The following is an 18,020-nucleotide window of genomic DNA, read 5'->3' on the forward strand; positions in this document are numbered from 1 at the left end:
GCTGTTTGTGTGATATCCGGGGGCGGCGCGAGCCCACGAACCCGCGGGCTCGCGGGGTTCTGGCGCCTACTTGCGGCCGTCCGCCGGGCGCAGCTGGTTGCCCTTGAGGATGACCGGCTTGCCGATGGGCGGCGCGCTCCGGGTCTCGACGGTGCGCAGCGTGCCGTTCTGCATGCGCACGCCGACCTCGTAGACCGTCACCGTGCGCACATGCTTCTCGATGGCGTTGCCCGCGAAGCCGCCGCCGACCGCGCCCAGCACCGTGGTTGCCGCGCGTCCGCCGCCGTGGCCGAACTGGTTGCCGACCAGGCCGCCCACCACGCCGCCGGCCACCGCGCCAACACCCGTGGTGCGTTGCTCCCGCTGTACCGACCGCACCGATTCGACGCGGCCGCAGACTGCGCAAGGCGGTGGCGCCGGGCCGGGCTGAATGGCCTGCATCGGGGCCGGCTCCGGCGCCCTGGCGGGTGCCGGCATCGGCGCGGCAGCCATGGCCGGCGGTGCCGCGCCTGCGCCCGTGGGCGGTGCAACGGGCGCCGCGGGCATGGCTTCCGGCTTGAAGTCGTCCGGCGCACGGGGCGATGCGGCGGCCAGCACGGCGGGCGGCGGCGCACTGGCGCTGGTGTCGCCGCCCTGCTTGTGAATCAACACGCCGGCAAGCGCCACCACGACTGCCGCCAGCACGCCGATCACGGCCCACAACGCCTTGGGCGACTTGCTCACTTGCTGCCCCGGCGCGGGGTCGAGCGGTGTCGTCGAGTCCATGAAAAAGTCCCTTTCCGTCCGATGCCGGATGCATCGGAATCCATCAGGGAGCATGGCCGAGGCCGGCGCGTTGTCAATTGACTGGCGTCCTACACGGCCCGCCAGCCGTCGCACCTTGTCAGTCGATCTTTGCGCCTGACGCCTTCACCACCGCGCCCATCGCGTCCCAGTCGGTGCGCAGCAGCTTCTGGAATTCTTCCGGGTTCTGGCTGCGCGGCTCCACGCCCAGGCGCTTGAAGCGCTCCTGGATCGCCGGATCGGCCAGCACCTTGTTGGCCGCGATGTTGATGCGCTCGACTTCGGCCTTGGGCGTACCGGCCGGCGCGAGCAGGCCGATCCACGAATCGAAGGCGTAGCCCGGCAGGCCGCTTTCGGCCACGGTCGGCAGCTTCGGCAGGAAGGGGCTGCGCGACTGGCCGGTAGAAGCCAGCAGCTTCACGCGCGCATCGTCCTGAAAGCCGATCACGCCGATGCTCGACGAGATCACGGCCTGCACGCGGCCCGCGAGCACTTCGTTGACGGCCTCGCCGGTCGACTTGGTCGGGATGTGCGTCATCTGCAGCCCCGCCTTCGCAAGAAACGACGCCATCGCCAGGTGCGTGGCGCTGCCGTTGCCGGCCGAGGCGTAGTTGTACTTGCCGGGGTGGGCCTTGACCTCCTTGATGAAGTCGGCCGTGTTCGACACGTTGAGCCCGCTGGCCACCGCCAGCACGTAGCCCGCGTTGCCGACGTTGGCCACGCCCACGAAGTCTTTCAACGGGTCGTAGCTGAGCTTGTTGTAGAGAAAGCCCGCGATGTTGTGGCTGGCGGCTGCAAGGAGCAGCGTGTTGCCATCGGCCGGCGCGCGCGCCACCAGGGCCGCGCCCACGGTGCCGCCCGCGCCCGCGCGGTTCTCGACGATGGCGCTGGCGTTGAGCGCGGCGCCCAGTTCGTTGTTGAAGGCACGCGCCACCGTGTCCTGCACCGCGCCCGTGCCGAAGGGCACGACGATGTGCAGCACGCGCTGCTGCTGCGCGTGGGCCGGTGCGATGGCACAGAGCGCAGCGGCCGTGGCGAGCGCAGCGAATGCGGAAGACACGGAAAAGGAACGCCGGGTGAGCAGGGTCGAAGGCATCGTGAGGACCGCTTTCTTTTTCATCGTCGTCGACACAGGGAAGGAATGTCAGGCACCCGGCGCCAGCCAGCGCTGCGCCAGCTTCACGAAGTAGCTGGCACCGATCGGGATGATCTCGTCGTTGAAGTCGAACGAGGTGTTGTGGATGATGCAAGGGCCGGGCCCGTGGCCGTCGAGCCGATGGTCGCCGTCGCCATTGCCGAGGAACGCATAGCAGCCGGGCCGCGCGAGCAGCATGTGCGCGAAGTCTTCGGCACCCATTACGGCGGGAAAGTTGTCGGTGACCATGTCGTCGCCCACCACCTCGCGCATCACGCCCGCCGCGAAGCGCGCCTCGGCCGGATGGTTCACGGTCGGCGGCGAAGAACGGTTGAAGTACACCTCGGCCGTGCAGCCATGCGCCGCCGCCACGCCGGCCGCCACTTCGCGCAGCCGCCCCTCGAGCTTGTCGATGGCTTCGATGGAGAAGGTGCGGATCGTGCCGCCGACCGTCGCCACGTCGGGAATCACGTTGGGCGCATCCGAGCCCTGCAGTTGCGTGACCGCGAGCAGTGCGCGCTCGGTGCTGGGAATGGTGCGCGCCACGATGGTCTGCAGTTGCTGCGCCAGCGTGACCACCGCGGCCACCGGGTCGATGCCGGTGTGCGGCATCGAGGCGTGGGTGCCGCGCCCATGCACGGTGATCTTGTAGGTGTTGCTCGACGCCATCAGCGCACCTTCGTTGAGCGCGAAGCGGCCGACGTCGCCGACGGGGAAGTTGTGCAGCCCGAAGACCGCGTCGCACGGAAAGCGCTCGAAGAGGCCCTCGTCGATCATCTTCTTGGCGCCGGCCTTGCCCATCTCTTCGGCGGGCTGAAAGATGAAGTGCACGGTGCCGTCGAAATCGTCGGGCCCCTGCTGCGACAGGTGCCACGCGGCGGCCAGCAGCATCGTCGTGTGGCCGTCGTGGCCGCAGGCGTGCATGCGGCCGGGGTTCGTCGACTTGTGGGCGAACTCGTTGGCCTCGTGCAGCGGCAGCGCGTCCATGTCGGCGCGCAGGCCGATGGTGCGGCTGCCGGTGCCCTTGCGCAGCACGCCCACGAGCCCCGTGCCGGCAATGCCGCGGTGCACCTCGATGCCCCATTCGGTGAGCAGGCCGGCGACCTTCTCGGAGGTGCGGTGCTCCTCGAATCCGAGTTCGGGGTGGGCGTGGATGTCGCGTCGGATGTCGACGAAGCGGGCGACGTTGCTGGCGAAGGAATCGACGATGTTCATGGCGGGGCTGCGGTGGCAGAAGTCGTTCTCGAAGCGAACGATTCTGTCGCAGGCCGGCGCCGCCTGCCTGCCGTGCTCAGACCAGCACGCCGCCGCCGTCGACCACCACGGCCTGGCCCGTGGCGTAGCGGTTGGTCATGAGGTAAAGATAGGTCTGCGCGATGTCTTCGGGCTCGCCCACGCGGCCCACCGGCAGGGCCGCGCCGCGCTCGGCGTACATGGCCTCGCGCTGGGCCTCGGGAATGCCGGCCCACAGCGGCGTGCGGACAAAGCCCGGGCTCACGAGGTTGACGCGGATCGGCGCCAGCTCCACCGCCAGCGCGCGCGTGAAGGCCTCCATGGCGCCGCAGATGCTCGCGCCCGCCGTCCAGCCCTTTTGCGGCCGCAGGCTGGCGACGCCACTGGTCAGCACCACCGAGCCGCCGGGCCGCAGGTGCGGCGCCGCGTGCTTCACGGCGGCGATGGCGCCGAAGACGCGCACGTCGAAGGCCTTGCGGATCGCGTCGATGCCGGTCTCGGCCAGCAGGCCGATCTGCAGCGATTCGCCGGCGCTGTAGACGAGGTGGTCGAAAGACCCGAGCCGCTCGAACAGGCCGCGCACCGCGGCCTCGTCGGCGAGGTCGACCGCGTGGCCCTCGGCGCGCTCGCCGAGCACGGCCAGGGCCTCGGCCACACGCTGGCTGCGCGAAGACACGACCACCACCGAAGCACCGGCGGCCAGCGCCGCCTGCGCCGTGGCAAGGCCGATGCCCGAGGTGCCGCCCAAGAGGACGACGCGTTGGTTCTGGAGAGGGAATGCGCTGGATGCGATGGTCATGAAAGGCCCCGTGCAGGTGATGAATGGAACGACAAGGCCACGACTATCATTCCGCACACTCGTTTGATAAACGGGCCAACTCTTCGATCACTCCTTAACAAGACTTGCGAATGGACCGCCTCACCAGCATGGCGATGTTTGCGCGCGTGGTCGAGCGCGGCAGCTTCGCCGCCGCCGCCGAAGGCAGCGGCATGACGCCCACCATGGTCGGCAACCACGTGCGCGAACTGGAGCGGCGCCTGAAGGGCCGGCTGATCAACCGCACGACGCGGCGCCAGAGCCTGACCGAGCTTGGCAAGCGCTACCACGCACGGTGCGTGGAGATCCTCGCGCTGGTCGATTCGGCCGAACTCGACGCCCGCGAGATGCAGGCCAGCCCGCGCGGCCGGCTGCGCGTGAGCTGCCCCGTCACCTACGGCACGCGGGCGCTAGTGCCGGTGCTCGCGAGCTACCTGGACCGCTACCCGGACGTGCAGGTGGAGCTGTCGCTCAACGACCGCTTCGTCGACCTGGCCGAAGACGGCTTTGACGCCGCGATCCGCGCAGGCGAGCTGCCCGATTCGGGCCTGATCGCGCGGCCGCTGCGACCGTCGCCGCGCGTGGCCTGTGCGTCGCCCGCCTACCTGGCGCATCACGGGCATCCGCAGGTGCCCGCCGACCTGGCGCAGCACAACTGCCTGGCCTTCCTGTTCGCCACCGGGCCCGAGCGCGACTGGCGCTTTCCCCGGCCCGACGGCAAGGGCGCCGAGCGCATCACCGTGCGCGGCCGGCTCGACGTGAACGGCGGCATGGCGCTGCGCGAGGCTGCGCTCGCGGGGCTGGGCGTGATCCTGCAGCCCGAGCTGATGCTGAAAGACGACCTGGAGGCAGGGAGGCTCGTGCGCCTCTTTCCCGACTGGCCGGCGCCCACGTGGCCGGTGCATGTGGTGCATCTGCCCGACACCCACATGCCGCCGAAGCTGGAAAGCTTCATCGCCTTCCTGCAGCAGACGCTGGGGCGCGGCACCTGAAGGGCCGCGCCAGGGGGCTTGCGCCAGCAAGCGTCAGCCGAGCCGCCCTTCCTGCCGCAGCTTCGCGCCGATGCGGCGGATCTCGGCCTCGCCCTGGTCGAGCGTCGCGCGGCTCGTGTGCACCGAGTAGTGGCCCATCACCAGTTCGTGCGGATGCTTCACCGCCGAGCCCAGCACGAAGGACGTGTCGCCATGCGCCACGAAGTCGAGGGCCGCGTCCGATTCCTCGAACACCGCCAGCTCGCCGGCACCGACGGGGCCACCGGCGCTGTAGCCCGCGCCGAGCCGGCCCGCGTTGACCGCAACCCAGCCCACCGTGTGGCCGGCGGGCGGCGTGTAGCGCCAGTGTTCGCCGTCTTTCAGTTGCACGGCCAGGTAGTTCATCGGGGACGGCGCCGGAATGGCGCTTTGCGCCGCGCCGTAGCGCCCGAGCAGCACGCGCGCCGGGCCTTCCTTCGGCACCTGCGAGGGCGCGAGGTAGATGCTCTGGGCCGGTGCGTTTTCTTCCGAGGCCGGCAGCGCCACCCACAGCTGGAAGCCCTCCACGCGCTGGACGCCCGGCGCGGGCGCGCCGGTGTGCCACACGCCATTGCCCGCGCGCATCCACTCGACGCCGCCGCCCAGCAGCACGCCCTGTTCGCCGGTCGTGTCTTCGTAGAGCGTGTCGCCCTCGATCAGCCAGGTGAGCGTGGCAATGCCCGAATGCGGATGCAGCCCGAAGCCCTTGTGGCCGCCCTCGGTGTTGAAGCCGAACAGGTCGAGAAACACGAAGGGCTTGAGGAACTCGCCCAGGTCGCCCGGGCTCACGAGCCGCGTGATCGCTCCGTGCTTCGAGCCGCGCGTGCGGTAGACGATGGCGCGGGCCTCGGTGTCGGTCGCCGTGCCGGTTGCAGTTGCAGTGGCGGTGGTCATGCGGCCTCCCTCGCGGTCTTCAGCGCCTTGGCCCACCACGTGATGTCGTCCAGCATGCCCTTGGCGGCCTGCGCCAGATGCGGGAAATCTTCGAAGGTCTTGCCCTGCTGCCAGATGCCCATGAACTCGACCATGCCGATGTGCACGGCGTTGCGCACCGGCGCCATCTGCATCTCGACCGCGACCAACCGCAGCTGCTCCACGGCCCGCGCCGCACCCACGCCGCCGTAGCCCACGAAGCCTATCGGCTTGCGGACGAACTCCTTGTAGGCCCAGTCGATCGCGTTCTTCAGCACCGCGCTGGGGCCGTGGTTGTATTCGGGCGTGACGACGACCAGGCCGTCGAAGGTGGCCAGCTTGGCCTGCCAGCGCTGCGCAGCCTCGTTCTTCACCGGGCCCCAGGCGGGCGCGCCGGCTTCGTTGAAGAAGGGCAGCGGATGGTCGCGCAGGTCGACCAGTTCGAAGGCAAGGTCGGTGCGCTGCTTCGCGATGTCGTGGATCCACTGCGCGGGCTTTTCGCCGAAGCGGCCTTCGCGGGTCGAGCCGAGGATGATGCCGATGCGGGGTTGTTGTTGCTGGGTCATGGGGTGCTCCAAGAAATTGAAAGAAAGAGGTCAGGCCGCCGTGACGGCCAGCCGGGACACGGGACGAAGGCGCCAGGCGACGAAGCCCGACAGCAGCGCCAGCACCGCCGCCGGCGCGGGGTTGCCGCCGATCAGCACCAGGTGCGTGGCCACGCCGCAGACCATCGTCACGGCCAGCAGCAGACCGCCGAGGAAACCGGTCGCCGGCACGAGCAGCAGCACGGCACCGCCGACTTCGACCAGACCGGTCACATAGCGGAACCACTGGCCGAAGCCGATGGCATCGAAGACCTGGACCATCTGCGGCACGCCGGCCAGCTTGGATGCGCCAGCCGCGCCGAAAGCCAGCGCCAGAAGGATGCGAACGCCCCAGACGATGCGACGCTGGGTGGGGGAGGCAAGGGGTGTTGAAGAAGTCATGGGCAGAAGGTTAGGCACGCACCCACTGATCGACTAGACGGTAGAGTCGGATTGCACTCGTCCAAAATCCGAAGGAATCAACCCGCCATGCTCGACCTCAACGACATCGCCATGTTTGTGCAGGTGGTGCGCCACGGCAGCTTTGCCGAGGCCGGCCGGCGCCTGGGCCTGCCGCCCAACACCGTGAGCCGGCGCATCCAGCAGCTCGAGGCGCAACTGGGCACCCGGCTGATGCAGCGGTCGACGCGCAAGCTGACCTTGACGAGCGCGGGGCAGGAATTTCATGACCGCTGCGCCGGCGCGGTCGATGGGCTGGTCGCGGCGGGGCAGGAACTGGTGGCGGGCGGCCAGGCGCCAAGCGGGCTGGTGCGGGTGGCCGCGCCGGCGGACTTCTTCGACTTCTTCCCGATGGAATGGATCGCGGATTTCCTTGCGGCCCATCCGCTGGTCAAGCTCGACTTCGTGCTCAGCGACGCCCCCGCCGACCTGATCGCCGAGCGGATCGACGTGGCGTTCCGTGGCGGCGTGCTGCGCGATTCAGGCTACATCGGCCGGCGGCTGGCCACGCGCAGCGGCGGCTTGCTGGCAAGCCCCGCCTACATCGCGCGACGCGGCCAGCCCGCCAGCCTGCAGGACCTGGTGAACCACGACTGCGTGACCCCGCCGCACCCCACCGGCCACACCACCTGGCGGCTCGCCGGCCCCGATGGCGAAGAAGAAGTGCAGGTGACGGGCCGCTTCACCGGCAACACCGCGCAGGCGCTGCGCAAGGCCGCGCTGGCCGGGCTGGGCATCACGCAGCTGCCGCCGTCGATGGCCACGCGCGACGAGCAGGAAGGCCTGCTGGTGCCGGTGCTGCCGCAGTACCAGTACACCGGCCGAGGGCTGAGCGTGGTCTACCCGAGCCGCAAGCACCTGCCGCTGGCAGTGTCGACCTTCATCGACACCGTGATCGGCAAGCTGGGCCAGATGGATGTGCTGCAGGAGCCCACCCCGCCGGGGAAAGCCTAGCCGCCAGCGCCTTTTCGGTTTCCACTGAAAATGCGACCCCATGAAAATCGAAAAAGACACCGTCGTCACCATCAAGTACAAAGTCTCGGACGCGCAGGGCAAGCTCATCGAAGCCAGCCCCGAGCCGATGGCCTACCTGCACGGTGGCTACGAGAACACGCTGCCCAAGATCGAGGAAGCGCTCGATGGCAAGGAAAAGGGCTTCCAGACCACGCTGAACCTCTCGCCCGAAGATGCCTTCGGCCAGCGCGACGAGGCGCTGGTGCGCACCATTCCCAAGACCGAATTTCCACCGGGCGTGAAGGTCGGCGGCCAGCTGCAGGGACGGCTGGACGACGGCACGCAGCATGTGTTCACCGTGACGAAGATCAAGGGCCCGGTCGTGCTGCTCGACGGCAACCATCCGTGGGCCGGCAAGGCACTGCGCTTCAGCCTGCAGGTGACGGACGTGCGCGCGGCGCTGCCGGTGGAGATCGAACACAGGCACGTGCATGGGGCGCACGGGCACCATCACTGACCTGTAGCCCAGGCCATGGATTTCCCCAACGCTTCCAACATCTCCAGCGTTTTCGGCGTCATCACCCCGCTGCTCTTCGCGGGGGCCTTCCTCTGGGTGGTGCTGCGCACGGAGTCTCGTCATGTGCTGATCAGCCGGCTCTGGCAATTGGTATATGGGAAGCAGGAAATCTCAGACCCCCAGGTTCGTGCGTTCGTCGACGAACAAACGAGCCTGATCTCTTTTCGCATGTTTGCGGGCGTCCCGGTTGCCAGCCTGCAGGAAGCGCATCAACTGATTGAGTGGGCGAAGCTGAACGGGGTGGAGATGCGCACGCTGAGCATGTGCGGCGAACTCTTTGATTCCAATCTTTGCCAGGTCAAGGTTCACAAGCTGCCGTCTCGGTTTGCGCAGGCGTGGAGACTGTTCGGGCTCTCCATCGCCTTGGCGGTCGGCGTCCTCAGCGTGGTGAGCCTCTTCTCATCTCAATCGCTTCTCTCGCTCAAGAGCACGGACCGGTATTTCTGGGCCAGTCCAACAGAGGTGAAACCGCTCTGGCCCCTTGGTGCGGCGGTACTCGGAGTCGCCCACTGCTCACAAACTGCAAGCGAAAACGCCACGCGCACGACGTTCACCGAACAGGAAGTCGGCATCCTTTGTGACGTTCTGAAATCGGCGAGCACACCCGAGTTCATGAAGAAGGCGTTGAGCGATCAGCGCTGGTCTCTGGCGATGCTGATCGCGTTCACTCTGTGGCTCTCGTGGATCGGCTTCTTTGCATGGGCTGCCGGATTCGCCGCGCACAGCCTGGCCAAACGCCACATCGATCCGTCGCTCCCAGGCGCTCAATTGAGTCTGGATCTTGGCGATTAGCTGCGCTTCTTCCAGAACCGCGGCGCGCCTTCGATCTTCTCCAGGGCCTTGCGACAGGCCTTCGCGCCAGCCGCGTGGCGCGCGCTGAACCAGCCCACGGCGAACCACGCACGTGCATCGCGCGCTGTGGCCTCGCGGTACAGGGCCAGCGCCACGGCTTCGTCATTGAATTCGCCCAGCGCGTCTTGCGCGGGGCGCAGCGCTTTCAGGTAGCGCTCCGCGGCGTCCTTGTCGCGGCCCTTGTCTTGTGCCTCGAACAAGGGCGCGACGAATTCGGCGAGGTAGCGCAGGCGCTTGAGGCGCTTGCGCACGCGGTGCTGGCTTTCGGTGTCCAGCGCCTCGAAGCGCGCGCCGTCGCGCGCGGCCTGCTTGTGCAGTTGCTGCAGGCGCTTGCGCAGCAGGCGACGGGCCGCGTCGGCACTCATCGGACGAGGGGCTGACGGGATGGTCTCGACCGTTTCTTCCTGAGCGCTGCTCGCCGGTGCGGCTTCTTCCGGTCCTGCGGCGGTGAATCCGATCAGCGAGACCAGCACGTTCTGGAACGCCGACGCACGCACCACGTCGCCGGGCGATGGCGCATGGGCTGCCGCGTCGTCGCCGGCCAGCGGATCGAAGTCCGGTGCACCCGCGTCGCGCAGTTGCGGCTGCGCGAGCTTCACGACCTGCTCGCGGTCGCGCAGGGCGCCGAGCGCGCGGAAGGCATCGATCAGCGGCGGCTCCCATCCGCCCGCATCGAGCAGGCCCGAGGCCGCATCGAGCCCCGCCAGTTCGCGCAGCGCGGTGCGCAGGCGTCGGATGCCGATGCGCAGTTGGTGAATCTGCTCTTCATCGGTGCTGCCGGCGGCGATCTCGCTGGCGTTGGGCAGCATCTGCGCGAGGCAGGATGCGATCACGGCCTGCTGGATGGCACGGCCGTCGGGGTGCTGCACGGCGAAGCGGGGGGCCTCGGCTTTCACGGCGGGCACGCTGTCTTGCGCGGCCAGCAGGCGCGCGCCGCGCTCGGCCTTCGAGATGGTGCTGAACCACAGCCCGTGCTGCTGCGACCAGCGGCGCGCGAGCGACACCAGCCCCTGCACGTCGCCGCGCTTGAGTTCCAGCTCCAGCTCGCACACGGGCGATTCGCGCTGCTCGGGCGTGCCCGCGTGGGCGACGACCTTGCCGACGTCGAGCGCCATCTCGACGACCGCGCCGCCGGGCCCGGTGACGCGCACGTCACGCGTGAGCCGCACGATGTCGGTCGATTGCCGCTCGACCAATGGCACAGCGCCATCGGCCAGCAGTTTGGCGAGGCGCTCGCCGACGGGTGTGCCCTGGTGGCGCAGCGGGTCGATGCCGGGCGCCGCGCCGGCCGCGCCCAGGTCGACGTTGTGCTCCAGCCGGTGCAGCGCGTTGTCGCCCGTGGCCTTGACGGTCTGCACCCAGCGCCGCCCCTCCTTGCGCAGCCGTAGCACCATGCCGTGCGCGGCGAGTTGCTGGTCGACGGTGTCGAAATAGCGGGCCTGAAGGCGGGTGCGGACCACGGTGCCGCGCCGCAGGGCGGCCTCGACGGCCTTCAGGCGGCCGGCGGGAATGCAGAACTTGAACTCGATTTCCATGGCGGCCATGATGCCCCGTCTTTTTTCCCTCATGCAACGCGGGCCGCATCGAGCACACCGGGACACGCCATTCCCGCCCGCCATCGCCAGAATGACCGCATGCCGATGCCGACACCCACGCCGCCTCCGTTCGCTGCCACGGCCCCAGCCGGTGCCGCAAAGGCCTCGGTGCGCTATCTCGATCTGCTGTCGCGCGCGGCGGCGCACGTGGAAGCGAACCTCGACGCGGCGCTGGACGCGGACCTGCTGGCGCGGCAGGCGGCGATGTCGCGGCATCACTTCCATCGCGTGTTCCATGCGTATTTCGGGCTGACGGTGGGCGGCTACGTGACGTGGCGGCGGCTACGGCGCGCCTGCGAGCTGCTGGCCGCGCGGCGCTCGACCCCGGTGCTCGAAGCGGCACAGGCGGTGGGCTTCGAATCGGCGCAGGCGTTGGCGAAGGCGATGCGGCGCGAGCTGGGCACGACGCCGACCGCCGTGCGCGACGGCGGCGAGCCGGCATGGGCGCGGTTCTTTGCGCAGCGCCACATTCCCGATGGCAACGGGGCGACAGCGGAGGCGGACATGCGTCCGCTGCAGCCGCGCTGGGTCGAGGCACCCGCGCTCGACGCGCTCACCACCACCGGCCGTGGCATGACGCAGGGCACGATGATGCGCGCGGCGCAACAGGCGTTCGGCGAGCTGTGGCCCGCGCTGCTGGCGGGTGGGCTCGCGGCGCAGGTCACGCACACCATCGCCACGATGCCGGAGGAGCCGCAAGGTCCGGAGGACGCGGACTGCCGCATCCTGGTGGGCGCGCTGTTCGGCCACTCGCTGCCCGACGGGCATGGCAAGCCGACGCAGCCGCCGGTCGCACTGGACGGCAGCCTTGCGTGGTGGCATCTGCCGGCAGGGCGCTATGCGGTGTTCACGCACACGGGGCCCTACACCGGCCTTCACACGATGTGGAAGGCCATCTACCGGCATTGGCTGCCGGCCACCGGCTACGCGACGCGCGATGTGCCGGGTTTCGATCTCTACCTGGACGATCCGCGCAGCACGCCCGAGGCGCGGCTGCGCACGCACCTGTATCTGCCGCTGCAGTAGCGGCAAGAAGGAGATTCATCATGGCGACGACAGTGATGGCGGCAGCGACGAACCCGGTCGATCTTCTGTCCGCGGGTGCCGCGCAGTCGGCGCGGGCACTGGCGGCGGGGCAGGTGAGCGCTGTAGCGCTGTGCGAGGCGGCCATCGGCCGCATCGAGGCACTCGACGGCGCGCTCCACGCGGTGGCGGTATGCGATTTCGCCCGTGCCCGCCACCAGGCGGCCGAAGCCGATGCGGCACTGGCGCGCGGCGAACGCCGGCCGCTGCTCGGCGTACCGATGACGGTGAAGGAGGCATTCAACGTCGCCGGCCTGCCGACCACCTGGGGCCTGCCGCCGTTTCGCGACTTCGTGCCGACACAGGATGCGGTGGCGGTGCAGCGGCTGAAGGCGGCAGGCGCGGTGATCCTCGGCAAGACCAACGTGCCGCCGGCACTGGCCGACTGGCAGTGCGCGAACCCGCTCTACGGCCGCACGGTGCATCCGCTCGACGCGGGGCGCACGCCGGGTGGATCGTCGGGCGGTGGCGCGGTGGCCATTGCCGCGGGCATGGTCGCGCTCGAACTGGGCACCGACCTGATGGGCTCGCTGCGCATTCCCGCGGCCTTCTGCGGCGTGTACGCACACAAGCCGAGCCACGGCCTGCTGCCGACGCGCGGCTTCGCGTTTCCGGGCACGCAGGAGTCGCCGGCAGGACTGCCTTCGGTGATCGGGCCGATCGGGCATTGCGCAGAAGACCTCGGCCTGGCGCTGGATGTGCTGGCCGGGCCCGACACGGCGCGCGCCGCCGACGCACGCACCGCGCTGCCCGCGGCGCGCCATGCGTCCGCGAAGGACTGGCGGGTGCTGGTCGTGACATCGCATCCTCAAGCCGCCGTGGCCGCCGAGGTGCGCGCCGCCGTCGATGCCGCAGGGCAGCGGCTCGCGAAGGCCGGTGCACAAATCGCCCACGCGAGCGATCTGCTGCCCGATCTGGCCGAGGTCAACGACACCTACCAGCAGATCGTGCAGACGGTGCTCGCCCACGCCGAGCCGGGCGGCCAGACGTCGATGCCGCTGCGCGCATGGTTCGACCTCCTCGCCACGCGCACGCGCATCCGGGCCCAGTTGCGCGTGCTGTTCGAGGCGTTCGACGCGGTGCTGTGCCCCGTCTTCGGCTGCGCCGCCTTTGCGCACGTGACCGAGCCCGACTGGGGCAAGCGCACGCTCGCCATCGATGGCCGCGCCACGCCTTACGGCGCGCAGGGCGCCTGGGCCAGTCTGGCGAGCCTGGGCGGCCTGCCGGCCACGGTCGCGCCGGCAGGGCGCAGCGCGGAAGGGCTGCCATTGGGGGTGCAGATCGTCGGGCCATACGGCGAAGACCGCAGCACGATCGCGCTGGCCGGAATCCTGGCCAGACTGGCAGCCTGAAAAATCATGTGGACGCCGTCCATTTTCTTTGATATCTTTTGTGGACGGTGTACACAACACATCGGAAACACCCACCGTATCCACCTTCATCCCTACAGGACAACCTCATGGCCAACAAGCAGATCTTCGTCAACCTTCCCGTCAAGAACCTCGAAAAGACCAAAGCATTCTTTGCCGCGCTGGGCTACACCTTCAACGCGCAATTCACCGACGCCAACGCCGCGTGCATGGTCATCCAGGAGGGCAGCATCCACGCGATGCTGCTGGTCGAAGACTTCTTCAAGACCTTTACCACCAAGAGCCTGACCGACACCAGCAAGAGCACCGAGGTGCTGCTGTGCCTGTCGTGCGAGAGCCGCGCCGAGGTCGATGCGCTGGTCGCCAAGGCGGTGGCCGCCGGCGGCACGACGCCGCGCGAACCGCAGGACTACGGCTTCATGTACAGCCACGGCTTCCAGGACATCGACGGCCACCTTTGGGAGCTGGCGTACATGGACCCGAACGCCATCGTGACCCATCAGAACCCGTAAACAACGCCACGCGGCTGAAGACCCGAACGATGCCCATCGTTCCATACGCGCTCTTCACTGTTGCAAGGACGGCGCCTACCGGAAGGCGGCGGCGCCCCGATATTCCTTCCACTGGCACGGCATCATCGGCCGCGCCCCATCTGGAAAGGAATAGCCCCATGTCCGACAACAACAAGAGCCCCGAGAGCCCCATCGTCCGGGTCGCACCGCTCGGTTTTCCGTGGCAGACGATCGACCCGTTCCTGTTCTGCGTCTACCACGACGACGCCTACCCGAAGGCCAACGGCCAGATGGGCCCCGAGGCCTCGCTGGCCGGCCGCCAGATCGGCCAGGACTTCAGCCGCAAGGACGGCTGGAGCATGTACCACGGCGACACGGTGCCGGGCTTTCCCTCGCACCCGCACCGCGGCTTCGAGACGGTGACCATCGTGCGCAAGGGCCTGGTCGATCACTCCGACTCGCTGGGCGCCACCGCGCGCTTCGGCGGCGGCGACGTGCAGTGGCTCACGGCCGGCAAGGGCATCGTGCATTCGGAGATGTTCCCGCTGCTCGACACGGGCGCGCCGAACCCGCTGGAGCTGTTCCAGATCTGGCTCAACCTGCCGGCCCGCAACAAGATGGCCGAGCCGCACTTCACGATGTTCTGGTCGGACGCCATCCCGCGTTTTGCCTCCGACGACGCCAAGGGCGGCCGCACCGACGTCGCGGTGATCGCCGGCAAGCTCGACGACGGCGCGAACGGCCAGGACCCGATCCAGCCGCTGGCGCCGCCGCCCGATTCATGGGCTTCGCAGGCCGACGCCGACGTGGCGATCTGGACGATCAAGATGACGCCCGGCGCCCAATGGACGCTGCCCGCCGCCACGGGCGAAGGCACGCGGCGCATGCTGTACTTCTTCAAGGGTGCGGTGGCGCACATCGCCGGCCAGCGCGTGGAAGGCCCGGCAGCCATCGAACTGCGCGCGAATGCGGCCATCGAAATGGCCAACGGCAACGACGAGGCGAGCGAGTTCCTGGTGCTGCAGGGCCGCCCGATCGCCGAGCCGGTGGTGCAGTACGGCCCCTTCGTGATGAACACGCAGGCCGAGATCAGCCAGACCATGGCCGACTACCGCCGCACCCAGTTCGGCGGCTGGCCCTGGGACGATTCGGCGCCGGTGCACGCGCACGACGCGGCGCGCTTTGCCCGGCATCCGGGCGGGCGCGAGGAAATGCCGGCGTAAGCAGGGCCGACCGGCCTCTGCGTGCCTTTCAGAACGTCTTGAGCACCTCGACGCTCAAGGCGGTCATGCTGGGAATGAACTCGATCACGTCGGTGCGCGCGACGCCGTTCTGCACGAACGGATCGCGCGCCAGCACCGCCTCCAGCCCCTCGCGGTCGCCCGACCGCGCCAGGATCACGCCGCCCTTGCGCGGCACCTGTCGACCCGAGGCCACGAACAGGCCGCTCGCGTAGTGCTTCTTGAGCCAGGTGAGGTGCGCGTCCATCAGCGCGTCGAGTTCCTCGAGCGGGCGGATGTAGGTGAGGGTGACGATGAACATGGCGGGATCGCGGGTAGTGCGGAAGCCCCGATCCTATGGCCTGCGCGGGGCCGTTGCGGGGCGCGTGTGTGTCTGCCGGGTAACTGTGCCTACGGTGGTTGACCGAACCCCGTTCAGCCGCCGCCCGCGAGCACCGATCCCACCAGCCATACGTTGGCCGCACTGATCACACCGAACAGCAGCCACGCCAGCCCCTTGAGCAACGGCCCGTTGGCAAAGCCGCCCATCATCGCGCGGCTGCTGGTGAAGCGGATCAGCGGCCACATCGCGAACGGCAGCTGGAAGCTCAGCACCACCTGGCTGAGCACCAGCATCTTGCCCACGCCGCCGTCGCCGAACCACCACACGCCCAGGAAGGCGGGGCCCAGCGCCAGGGCACGCGTGATGAGCCGGCGCTGCCAGCACGGGATCTTCAGGTTCAGGAAGCCTTCCATGATGATCTGGCCCGCGATGGTGCCGGTGAAGGTCGAGCTTTGCCCCGAGGCCAGCAACGCAATGCCGAACAGCGTGGCCGCGAGCGCGCTGCCGACAATGGGCTCGATGAGCCGGTAGGCGTCGTCGATCTCGGTCACTTCGCGGTGGCCCGTGGCATGGAAGGCACTGGCCGCCAGCACCATGATCGCCGCGTTGACCAGCAGCGCGAGCGACAGCGACACCACCGCGTCGAGCGTGCAGAAGCGCACCGCCTCGCGCCGGGCCGCGTCGGTGTCGGCGATCAGCCGCGTCTGCACGATGGACGAATGCAGGTACAGGTTGTGCGGCATCACCGTCGCGCCGACGATGCCGATGGCCAGGTACAGCGCGCCCGGCTGCTGCAGCCGTTCCAGGCTGGGGCCGAAGCCCATCGCCACGCCGAACCAGTTGGGCGGCGCCATCGCCAGCTCGACGATGAAGCAGCCCGCGATGGTGCCCACCAGCCCGAGCACGATGGCCTCCACACGCCGAAAGCCCGCGCCCTGCAGGCCCAACACCAGCAAGGTGTCGAAGGCCGTGATCGCGATGCCGACCGGGATCGACACGCCGAACAGCAGGTGCAGCGCCAACGCACTGCCCAGCACTTCAGCGAGGTCGCAGGCCACGATGGCCAGCTCGGCGCCCAGCCACAGCAGGCGGTTGACGCGTGGCGAGTAATGCGCGCGGCAGGCGCGCGCCAGGTCCTTTTGCGTGATCAGCCCGAGCCGCACGCACAGCGTCTGCAGCAGCATGGCCGCAAGGCTTGCCAGCAGCACCACGAAGAGCAGGCCGTAGCCGAACTTCGAGCCCGCTTCGATGTCGGTGGCCCAGTTGCCCGGGTCCATGTAGCCCACCGACACCAGCAGGCCCGGACCCGCGTAGCGCAGCAGCTTCCTGAAGAAGGGCAGCTCCTGCGGCACCGCCACGCTGCCCTTCACCTCGGAGGGGCAGAAGGGTGCGGTGGCCGTGCGGGGCAGCGGGAAGAACATGCGCGCGATGATAGGGGCGCGTCGCGAATCGAAGGGGCGGTGCGGTTGTCGCGGACCGGACCCACGCGCAAGCGCCGAATCTCTTAGATTCGACGACGGCCATCCATCCATCGATCCGTACATCGATTCATTCACTCACCTGCACCGGAGACTTTTTCAATGATCCACGTCGTTGCCGTCATCACCGCCAAGCCGGGCCAGCGCGCCGCACTGCTCGAAGCCTTTGCCGCCAACCGCGCGGCCGTGCTCGCCGAAGCAGGCTGCATCGAATACGGCGCCACGGTCGATGCGGAGGGCATTCCGCTGTCGAAGGCCAGCTTCGGCCCCGACACCTTCGTCGTGATCGAGAAGTGGGAAACGCTGGCGCACCTGCAGGCGCATGCGGTCGCACCGCACATGGCAGCGCACAGCGCGAAGACGAAAGAGCTGACGGCCGCCAAGCTGATTCACGTGCTCGAACCGGTCTGAACGTTGGAAACACGCCCATCGGCGTGATGAAGTGCCGCACAGATGCCGTAACCCCATGTTACTGTCGCGCCTCCAACAACCAACGAGGAGGAGAGCATGGCGATCACTCGCATGCATGGTGTTGCCTTCTGTGCCCTGGCCGTTCTTGCAACGGGCTGCGCGCAACTGAAGGCCCCGCCCTACGCGGCGGACTACGAAGCCCTTGACAAGCTCAAGGCGAGCAAGCCGGCCGCGGTAGCGGTGGTGAAAGTTCAACCCACCGACCCGAACGACCCGGTCAACAACCTGTCGCTGCGCGGCGCGCGCCTGACGTCGCCCAGCGGCACGTTCGCCAAGTACCTCGAAGACGCGCTGATCGGCGACCTCAAGGAGGTCTCGGCATACGACGCCAAATCCCGCACGCGGCTCGACGCACGCATCCTCAGCAACGAGATCAGCGTCGGCAACATCGTCACGGGCACGGGCGTGATGGAAGTGCAGATCGAAGTCACGCGCGAAGGCGTCCAGCGACTCAAGAAGAACTACAAGGCGAACACCAGCTTCGAGTCCAGCTTTGCGGGCATCGTCGCCATCCCTGCAGGCCAGGCAGCCTATTCGGACCTCGTGCGCACGCTGCTGCGGCAGGTGTATTCCGATCCCCAGTTCGCCGTCGCCCTCGGTCAATAAGAAAACAAAACAGCATTCGGAGAAGA

20 protein-coding genes are annotated in these 18,020 nt (G+C 68.6%); 10 read left to right on the plus strand and 10 right to left on the minus strand.

Annotated elements, in window-relative coordinates:
• Nucleotides 1-66: 66 nt before the first annotated feature.
• The 4 genes from ACGLHS_RS21390 to ACGLHS_RS21405 form a co-directional block, all read right to left on the minus strand.
• Nucleotides 67-765 carry a glycine zipper 2TM domain-containing protein gene (locus ACGLHS_RS21390; protein WP_394483004.1) on the minus strand — a complete coding sequence of 233 codons (699 nt, stop codon included), beginning with the start codon at nt 763-765 and terminating at the stop codon, nt 67-69.
• Nucleotides 766-883: 118 nt separating this feature from the next.
• Nucleotides 884-1,879 (minus strand): tripartite tricarboxylate transporter substrate-binding protein, encoded by a 996-nt coding sequence (locus ACGLHS_RS21395; RefSeq protein ID WP_394483006.1) that lies wholly within the window; start codon nt 1,877-1,879, stop codon nt 884-886.
• Between the two features lie 48 nt (nt 1,880-1,927).
• Nucleotides 1,928-3,133, minus strand: coding sequence for a M20 aminoacylase family protein (locus ACGLHS_RS21400; RefSeq protein ID WP_394483008.1), 1,206 nt, complete (start codon nt 3,131-3,133; stop codon nt 1,928-1,930).
• A 76-nt stretch (nt 3,134-3,209) separates the two neighbouring features.
• Complete coding sequence (locus ACGLHS_RS21405; RefSeq protein WP_394483010.1) at nt 3,210-3,950, minus strand: SDR family oxidoreductase; 741 nt, start codon at nt 3,948-3,950, stop codon at nt 3,210-3,212.
• Between the two features lie 110 nt (nt 3,951-4,060).
• On the opposite strand from ACGLHS_RS21405, the gene ACGLHS_RS21410 reads away from it, so the two are divergent.
• Nucleotides 4,061-4,960 (plus strand): LysR family transcriptional regulator, encoded by a 900-nt coding sequence (locus ACGLHS_RS21410; RefSeq protein WP_394483012.1) that lies wholly within the window; start codon nt 4,061-4,063, stop codon nt 4,958-4,960.
• Between the two features lie 33 nt (nt 4,961-4,993).
• On the opposite strand, the gene ACGLHS_RS21415 is transcribed toward ACGLHS_RS21410, so the two are convergent.
• Genes ACGLHS_RS21415 through ACGLHS_RS21425 form a run of 3 tightly spaced genes read right to left on the minus strand, consistent with a single transcriptional unit; the run spans nt 4,994 to nt 6,876 of the window.
• Nucleotides 4,994-5,872 (minus strand): pirin family protein, encoded by an 879-nt coding sequence (locus ACGLHS_RS21415; protein ID WP_394483014.1) that lies wholly within the window; start codon nt 5,870-5,872, stop codon nt 4,994-4,996.
• Nucleotides 5,869-6,456, minus strand: coding sequence for an NADPH-dependent FMN reductase (locus ACGLHS_RS21420; protein ID WP_394483016.1), 588 nt, complete (start codon nt 6,454-6,456; stop codon nt 5,869-5,871). The genes ACGLHS_RS21415 and ACGLHS_RS21420 overlap by 4 nt, the downstream gene beginning before the upstream one ends.
• 30 nt (nt 6,457-6,486) lie before the next feature.
• Nucleotides 6,487-6,876 (minus strand): DoxX family protein, encoded by a 390-nt coding sequence (locus tag ACGLHS_RS21425; RefSeq protein WP_394483018.1) that lies wholly within the window; start codon nt 6,874-6,876, stop codon nt 6,487-6,489.
• A gap of 87 nt (nt 6,877-6,963) precedes the next feature.
• On the opposite strand from ACGLHS_RS21425, the gene ACGLHS_RS21430 reads away from it, so the two are divergent.
• The 3 genes from ACGLHS_RS21430 to ACGLHS_RS21440 are packed head-to-tail and all read left to right on the plus strand — an operon-like array spanning nt 6,964 to nt 9,256.
• Nucleotides 6,964-7,887 (plus strand): LysR family transcriptional regulator, encoded by a 924-nt coding sequence (locus ACGLHS_RS21430; RefSeq protein ID WP_394483021.1) that lies wholly within the window; start codon nt 6,964-6,966, stop codon nt 7,885-7,887.
• A gap of 40 nt (nt 7,888-7,927) precedes the next feature.
• Nucleotides 7,928-8,404: a peptidylprolyl isomerase gene (locus tag ACGLHS_RS21435; RefSeq protein WP_093242471.1), complete on the plus strand. Its 477-nt coding sequence runs from the start codon at nt 7,928-7,930 to the stop codon at nt 8,402-8,404.
• Between the two features lie 15 nt (nt 8,405-8,419).
• Nucleotides 8,420-9,256, plus strand: coding sequence for a DUF6216 family protein (locus tag ACGLHS_RS21440; protein ID WP_394483024.1), 837 nt, complete (start codon nt 8,420-8,422; stop codon nt 9,254-9,256).
• Here the strand turns inward: ACGLHS_RS21440 and ACGLHS_RS21445 are convergent.
• Nucleotides 9,253-10,860, minus strand: a complete 1,608-nt coding sequence (locus ACGLHS_RS21445) for a CHAD domain-containing protein (protein WP_394483026.1) — start codon at nt 10,858-10,860, stop codon at nt 9,253-9,255. The two genes, ACGLHS_RS21440 and ACGLHS_RS21445, sit on opposite strands and share 4 nt — an antisense overlap.
• 90 nt (nt 10,861-10,950) lie before the next feature.
• On the opposite strand from ACGLHS_RS21445, the gene ACGLHS_RS21450 reads away from it, so the two are divergent.
• From ACGLHS_RS21450 to ACGLHS_RS21465, 4 genes are all read left to right on the plus strand, one after another.
• A complete protein-coding gene (locus ACGLHS_RS21450; RefSeq protein WP_394483028.1) occupies nt 10,951-11,937 on the plus strand; it encodes a GyrI-like domain-containing protein in 987 nt (328 codons plus the stop codon).
• Between the two features lie 20 nt (nt 11,938-11,957).
• Nucleotides 11,958-13,346 carry an amidase family protein gene (locus tag ACGLHS_RS21455; RefSeq protein ID WP_394483031.1) on the plus strand — a complete coding sequence of 463 codons (1,389 nt, stop codon included), beginning with the start codon at nt 11,958-11,960 and terminating at the stop codon, nt 13,344-13,346.
• 107 nt (nt 13,347-13,453) lie between these two features.
• Nucleotides 13,454-13,876, plus strand: a complete 423-nt coding sequence (locus ACGLHS_RS21460) for a VOC family protein (RefSeq protein ID WP_394483033.1) — start codon at nt 13,454-13,456, stop codon at nt 13,874-13,876.
• Nucleotides 13,877-14,034: 158 nt separating this feature from the next.
• The gene (locus ACGLHS_RS21465; RefSeq protein ID WP_394483035.1) at nt 14,035-15,099 is read left to right on the plus strand and encodes a pirin family protein; all 1,065 of its coding nucleotides are present in this window, start codon (nt 14,035-14,037) and stop codon (nt 15,097-15,099) included.
• A gap of 28 nt (nt 15,100-15,127) precedes the next feature.
• On the opposite strand, the gene ACGLHS_RS21470 is transcribed toward ACGLHS_RS21465, so the two are convergent.
• Entirely contained in the window at nt 15,128-15,418 is a 291-nt protein-coding gene (locus ACGLHS_RS21470) for a YciI family protein (RefSeq protein WP_093242462.1), read from the minus strand.
• Between the two features lie 113 nt (nt 15,419-15,531).
• Nucleotides 15,532-16,860: an Nramp family divalent metal transporter gene (locus tag ACGLHS_RS21475; protein WP_394483038.1), complete on the minus strand. Its 1,329-nt coding sequence runs from the start codon at nt 16,858-16,860 to the stop codon at nt 15,532-15,534.
• A gap of 159 nt (nt 16,861-17,019) precedes the next feature.
• Between ACGLHS_RS21475 and ACGLHS_RS21480 the strand changes: the two genes are divergently transcribed.
• Together ACGLHS_RS21480 and ACGLHS_RS21485 are read left to right on the plus strand one after the other, a co-directional pair.
• Nucleotides 17,020-17,328 carry a putative quinol monooxygenase gene (locus ACGLHS_RS21480; protein WP_394483040.1) on the plus strand — a complete coding sequence of 103 codons (309 nt, stop codon included), beginning with the start codon at nt 17,020-17,022 and terminating at the stop codon, nt 17,326-17,328.
• 96 nt (nt 17,329-17,424) lie between these two features.
• Nucleotides 17,425-17,994, plus strand: a complete 570-nt coding sequence (locus ACGLHS_RS21485) for a hypothetical protein (RefSeq protein ID WP_394483042.1) — start codon at nt 17,425-17,427, stop codon at nt 17,992-17,994.
• Nucleotides 17,995-18,020 lie beyond the last annotated feature (26 nt).

The organism is Variovorax sp. VaC1, assembly GCF_043658315.1.
Lineage (GTDB): Bacteria > Pseudomonadota > Gammaproteobacteria > Burkholderiales > Burkholderiaceae_C > Variovorax.

Excerpts from the sequence above, each read along its gene's own strand:
- ACGLHS_RS21415 (WP_394483014.1), bottom strand. The coding sequence starts at position 5,872 with ATGACCACCGCCACTGCAACTGCAACCGGCACGGCGACCGACACCGAG.
- ACGLHS_RS21460 (WP_394483033.1), top strand. The coding sequence starts at position 13,454 with ATGGCCAACAAGCAGATCTTCGTCAACCTTCCCGTCAAGAACCTCGAA.
- ACGLHS_RS21480 (WP_394483040.1), top strand. The coding sequence starts at position 17,020 with ATGATCCACGTCGTTGCCGTCATCACCGCCAAGCCGGGCCAGCGCGCC.
- ACGLHS_RS21440 (WP_394483024.1), top strand. The coding sequence starts at position 8,420 with ATGGATTTCCCCAACGCTTCCAACATCTCCAGCGTTTTCGGCGTCATC.
- ACGLHS_RS21400 (WP_394483008.1), bottom strand. The coding sequence starts at position 3,133 with ATGAACATCGTCGATTCCTTCGCCAGCAACGTCGCCCGCTTCGTCGAC.
- ACGLHS_RS21470 (WP_093242462.1), bottom strand. The coding sequence starts at position 15,418 with ATGTTCATCGTCACCCTCACCTACATCCGCCCGCTCGAGGAACTCGAC.
- ACGLHS_RS21430 (WP_394483021.1), top strand. The coding sequence starts at position 6,964 with ATGCTCGACCTCAACGACATCGCCATGTTTGTGCAGGTGGTGCGCCAC.
- ACGLHS_RS21390 (WP_394483004.1), bottom strand. The coding sequence starts at position 765 with ATGGACTCGACGACACCGCTCGACCCCGCGCCGGGGCAGCAAGTGAGC.
- ACGLHS_RS21465 (WP_394483035.1), top strand. The coding sequence starts at position 14,035 with ATGTCCGACAACAACAAGAGCCCCGAGAGCCCCATCGTCCGGGTCGCA.
- ACGLHS_RS21425 (WP_394483018.1), bottom strand. The coding sequence starts at position 6,876 with ATGACTTCTTCAACACCCCTTGCCTCCCCCACCCAGCGTCGCATCGTC.
- ACGLHS_RS21410 (WP_394483012.1), top strand. The coding sequence starts at position 4,061 with ATGGACCGCCTCACCAGCATGGCGATGTTTGCGCGCGTGGTCGAGCGC.
- ACGLHS_RS21455 (WP_394483031.1), top strand. The coding sequence starts at position 11,958 with ATGGCGACGACAGTGATGGCGGCAGCGACGAACCCGGTCGATCTTCTG.
- ACGLHS_RS21445 (WP_394483026.1), bottom strand. The coding sequence starts at position 10,860 with ATGGCCGCCATGGAAATCGAGTTCAAGTTCTGCATTCCCGCCGGCCGC.
- ACGLHS_RS21475 (WP_394483038.1), bottom strand. The coding sequence starts at position 16,860 with ATGTTCTTCCCGCTGCCCCGCACGGCCACCGCACCCTTCTGCCCCTCC.
- ACGLHS_RS21395 (WP_394483006.1), bottom strand. The coding sequence starts at position 1,879 with ATGCCTTCGACCCTGCTCACCCGGCGTTCCTTTTCCGTGTCTTCCGCA.
- ACGLHS_RS21485 (WP_394483042.1), top strand. The coding sequence starts at position 17,425 with ATGGCGATCACTCGCATGCATGGTGTTGCCTTCTGTGCCCTGGCCGTT.
- ACGLHS_RS21420 (WP_394483016.1), bottom strand. The coding sequence starts at position 6,456 with ATGACCCAGCAACAACAACCCCGCATCGGCATCATCCTCGGCTCGACC.
- ACGLHS_RS21405 (WP_394483010.1), bottom strand. The coding sequence starts at position 3,950 with ATGACCATCGCATCCAGCGCATTCCCTCTCCAGAACCAACGCGTCGTC.
- ACGLHS_RS21435 (WP_093242471.1), top strand. The coding sequence starts at position 7,928 with ATGAAAATCGAAAAAGACACCGTCGTCACCATCAAGTACAAAGTCTCG.
- ACGLHS_RS21450 (WP_394483028.1), top strand. The coding sequence starts at position 10,951 with ATGCCGATGCCGACACCCACGCCGCCTCCGTTCGCTGCCACGGCCCCA.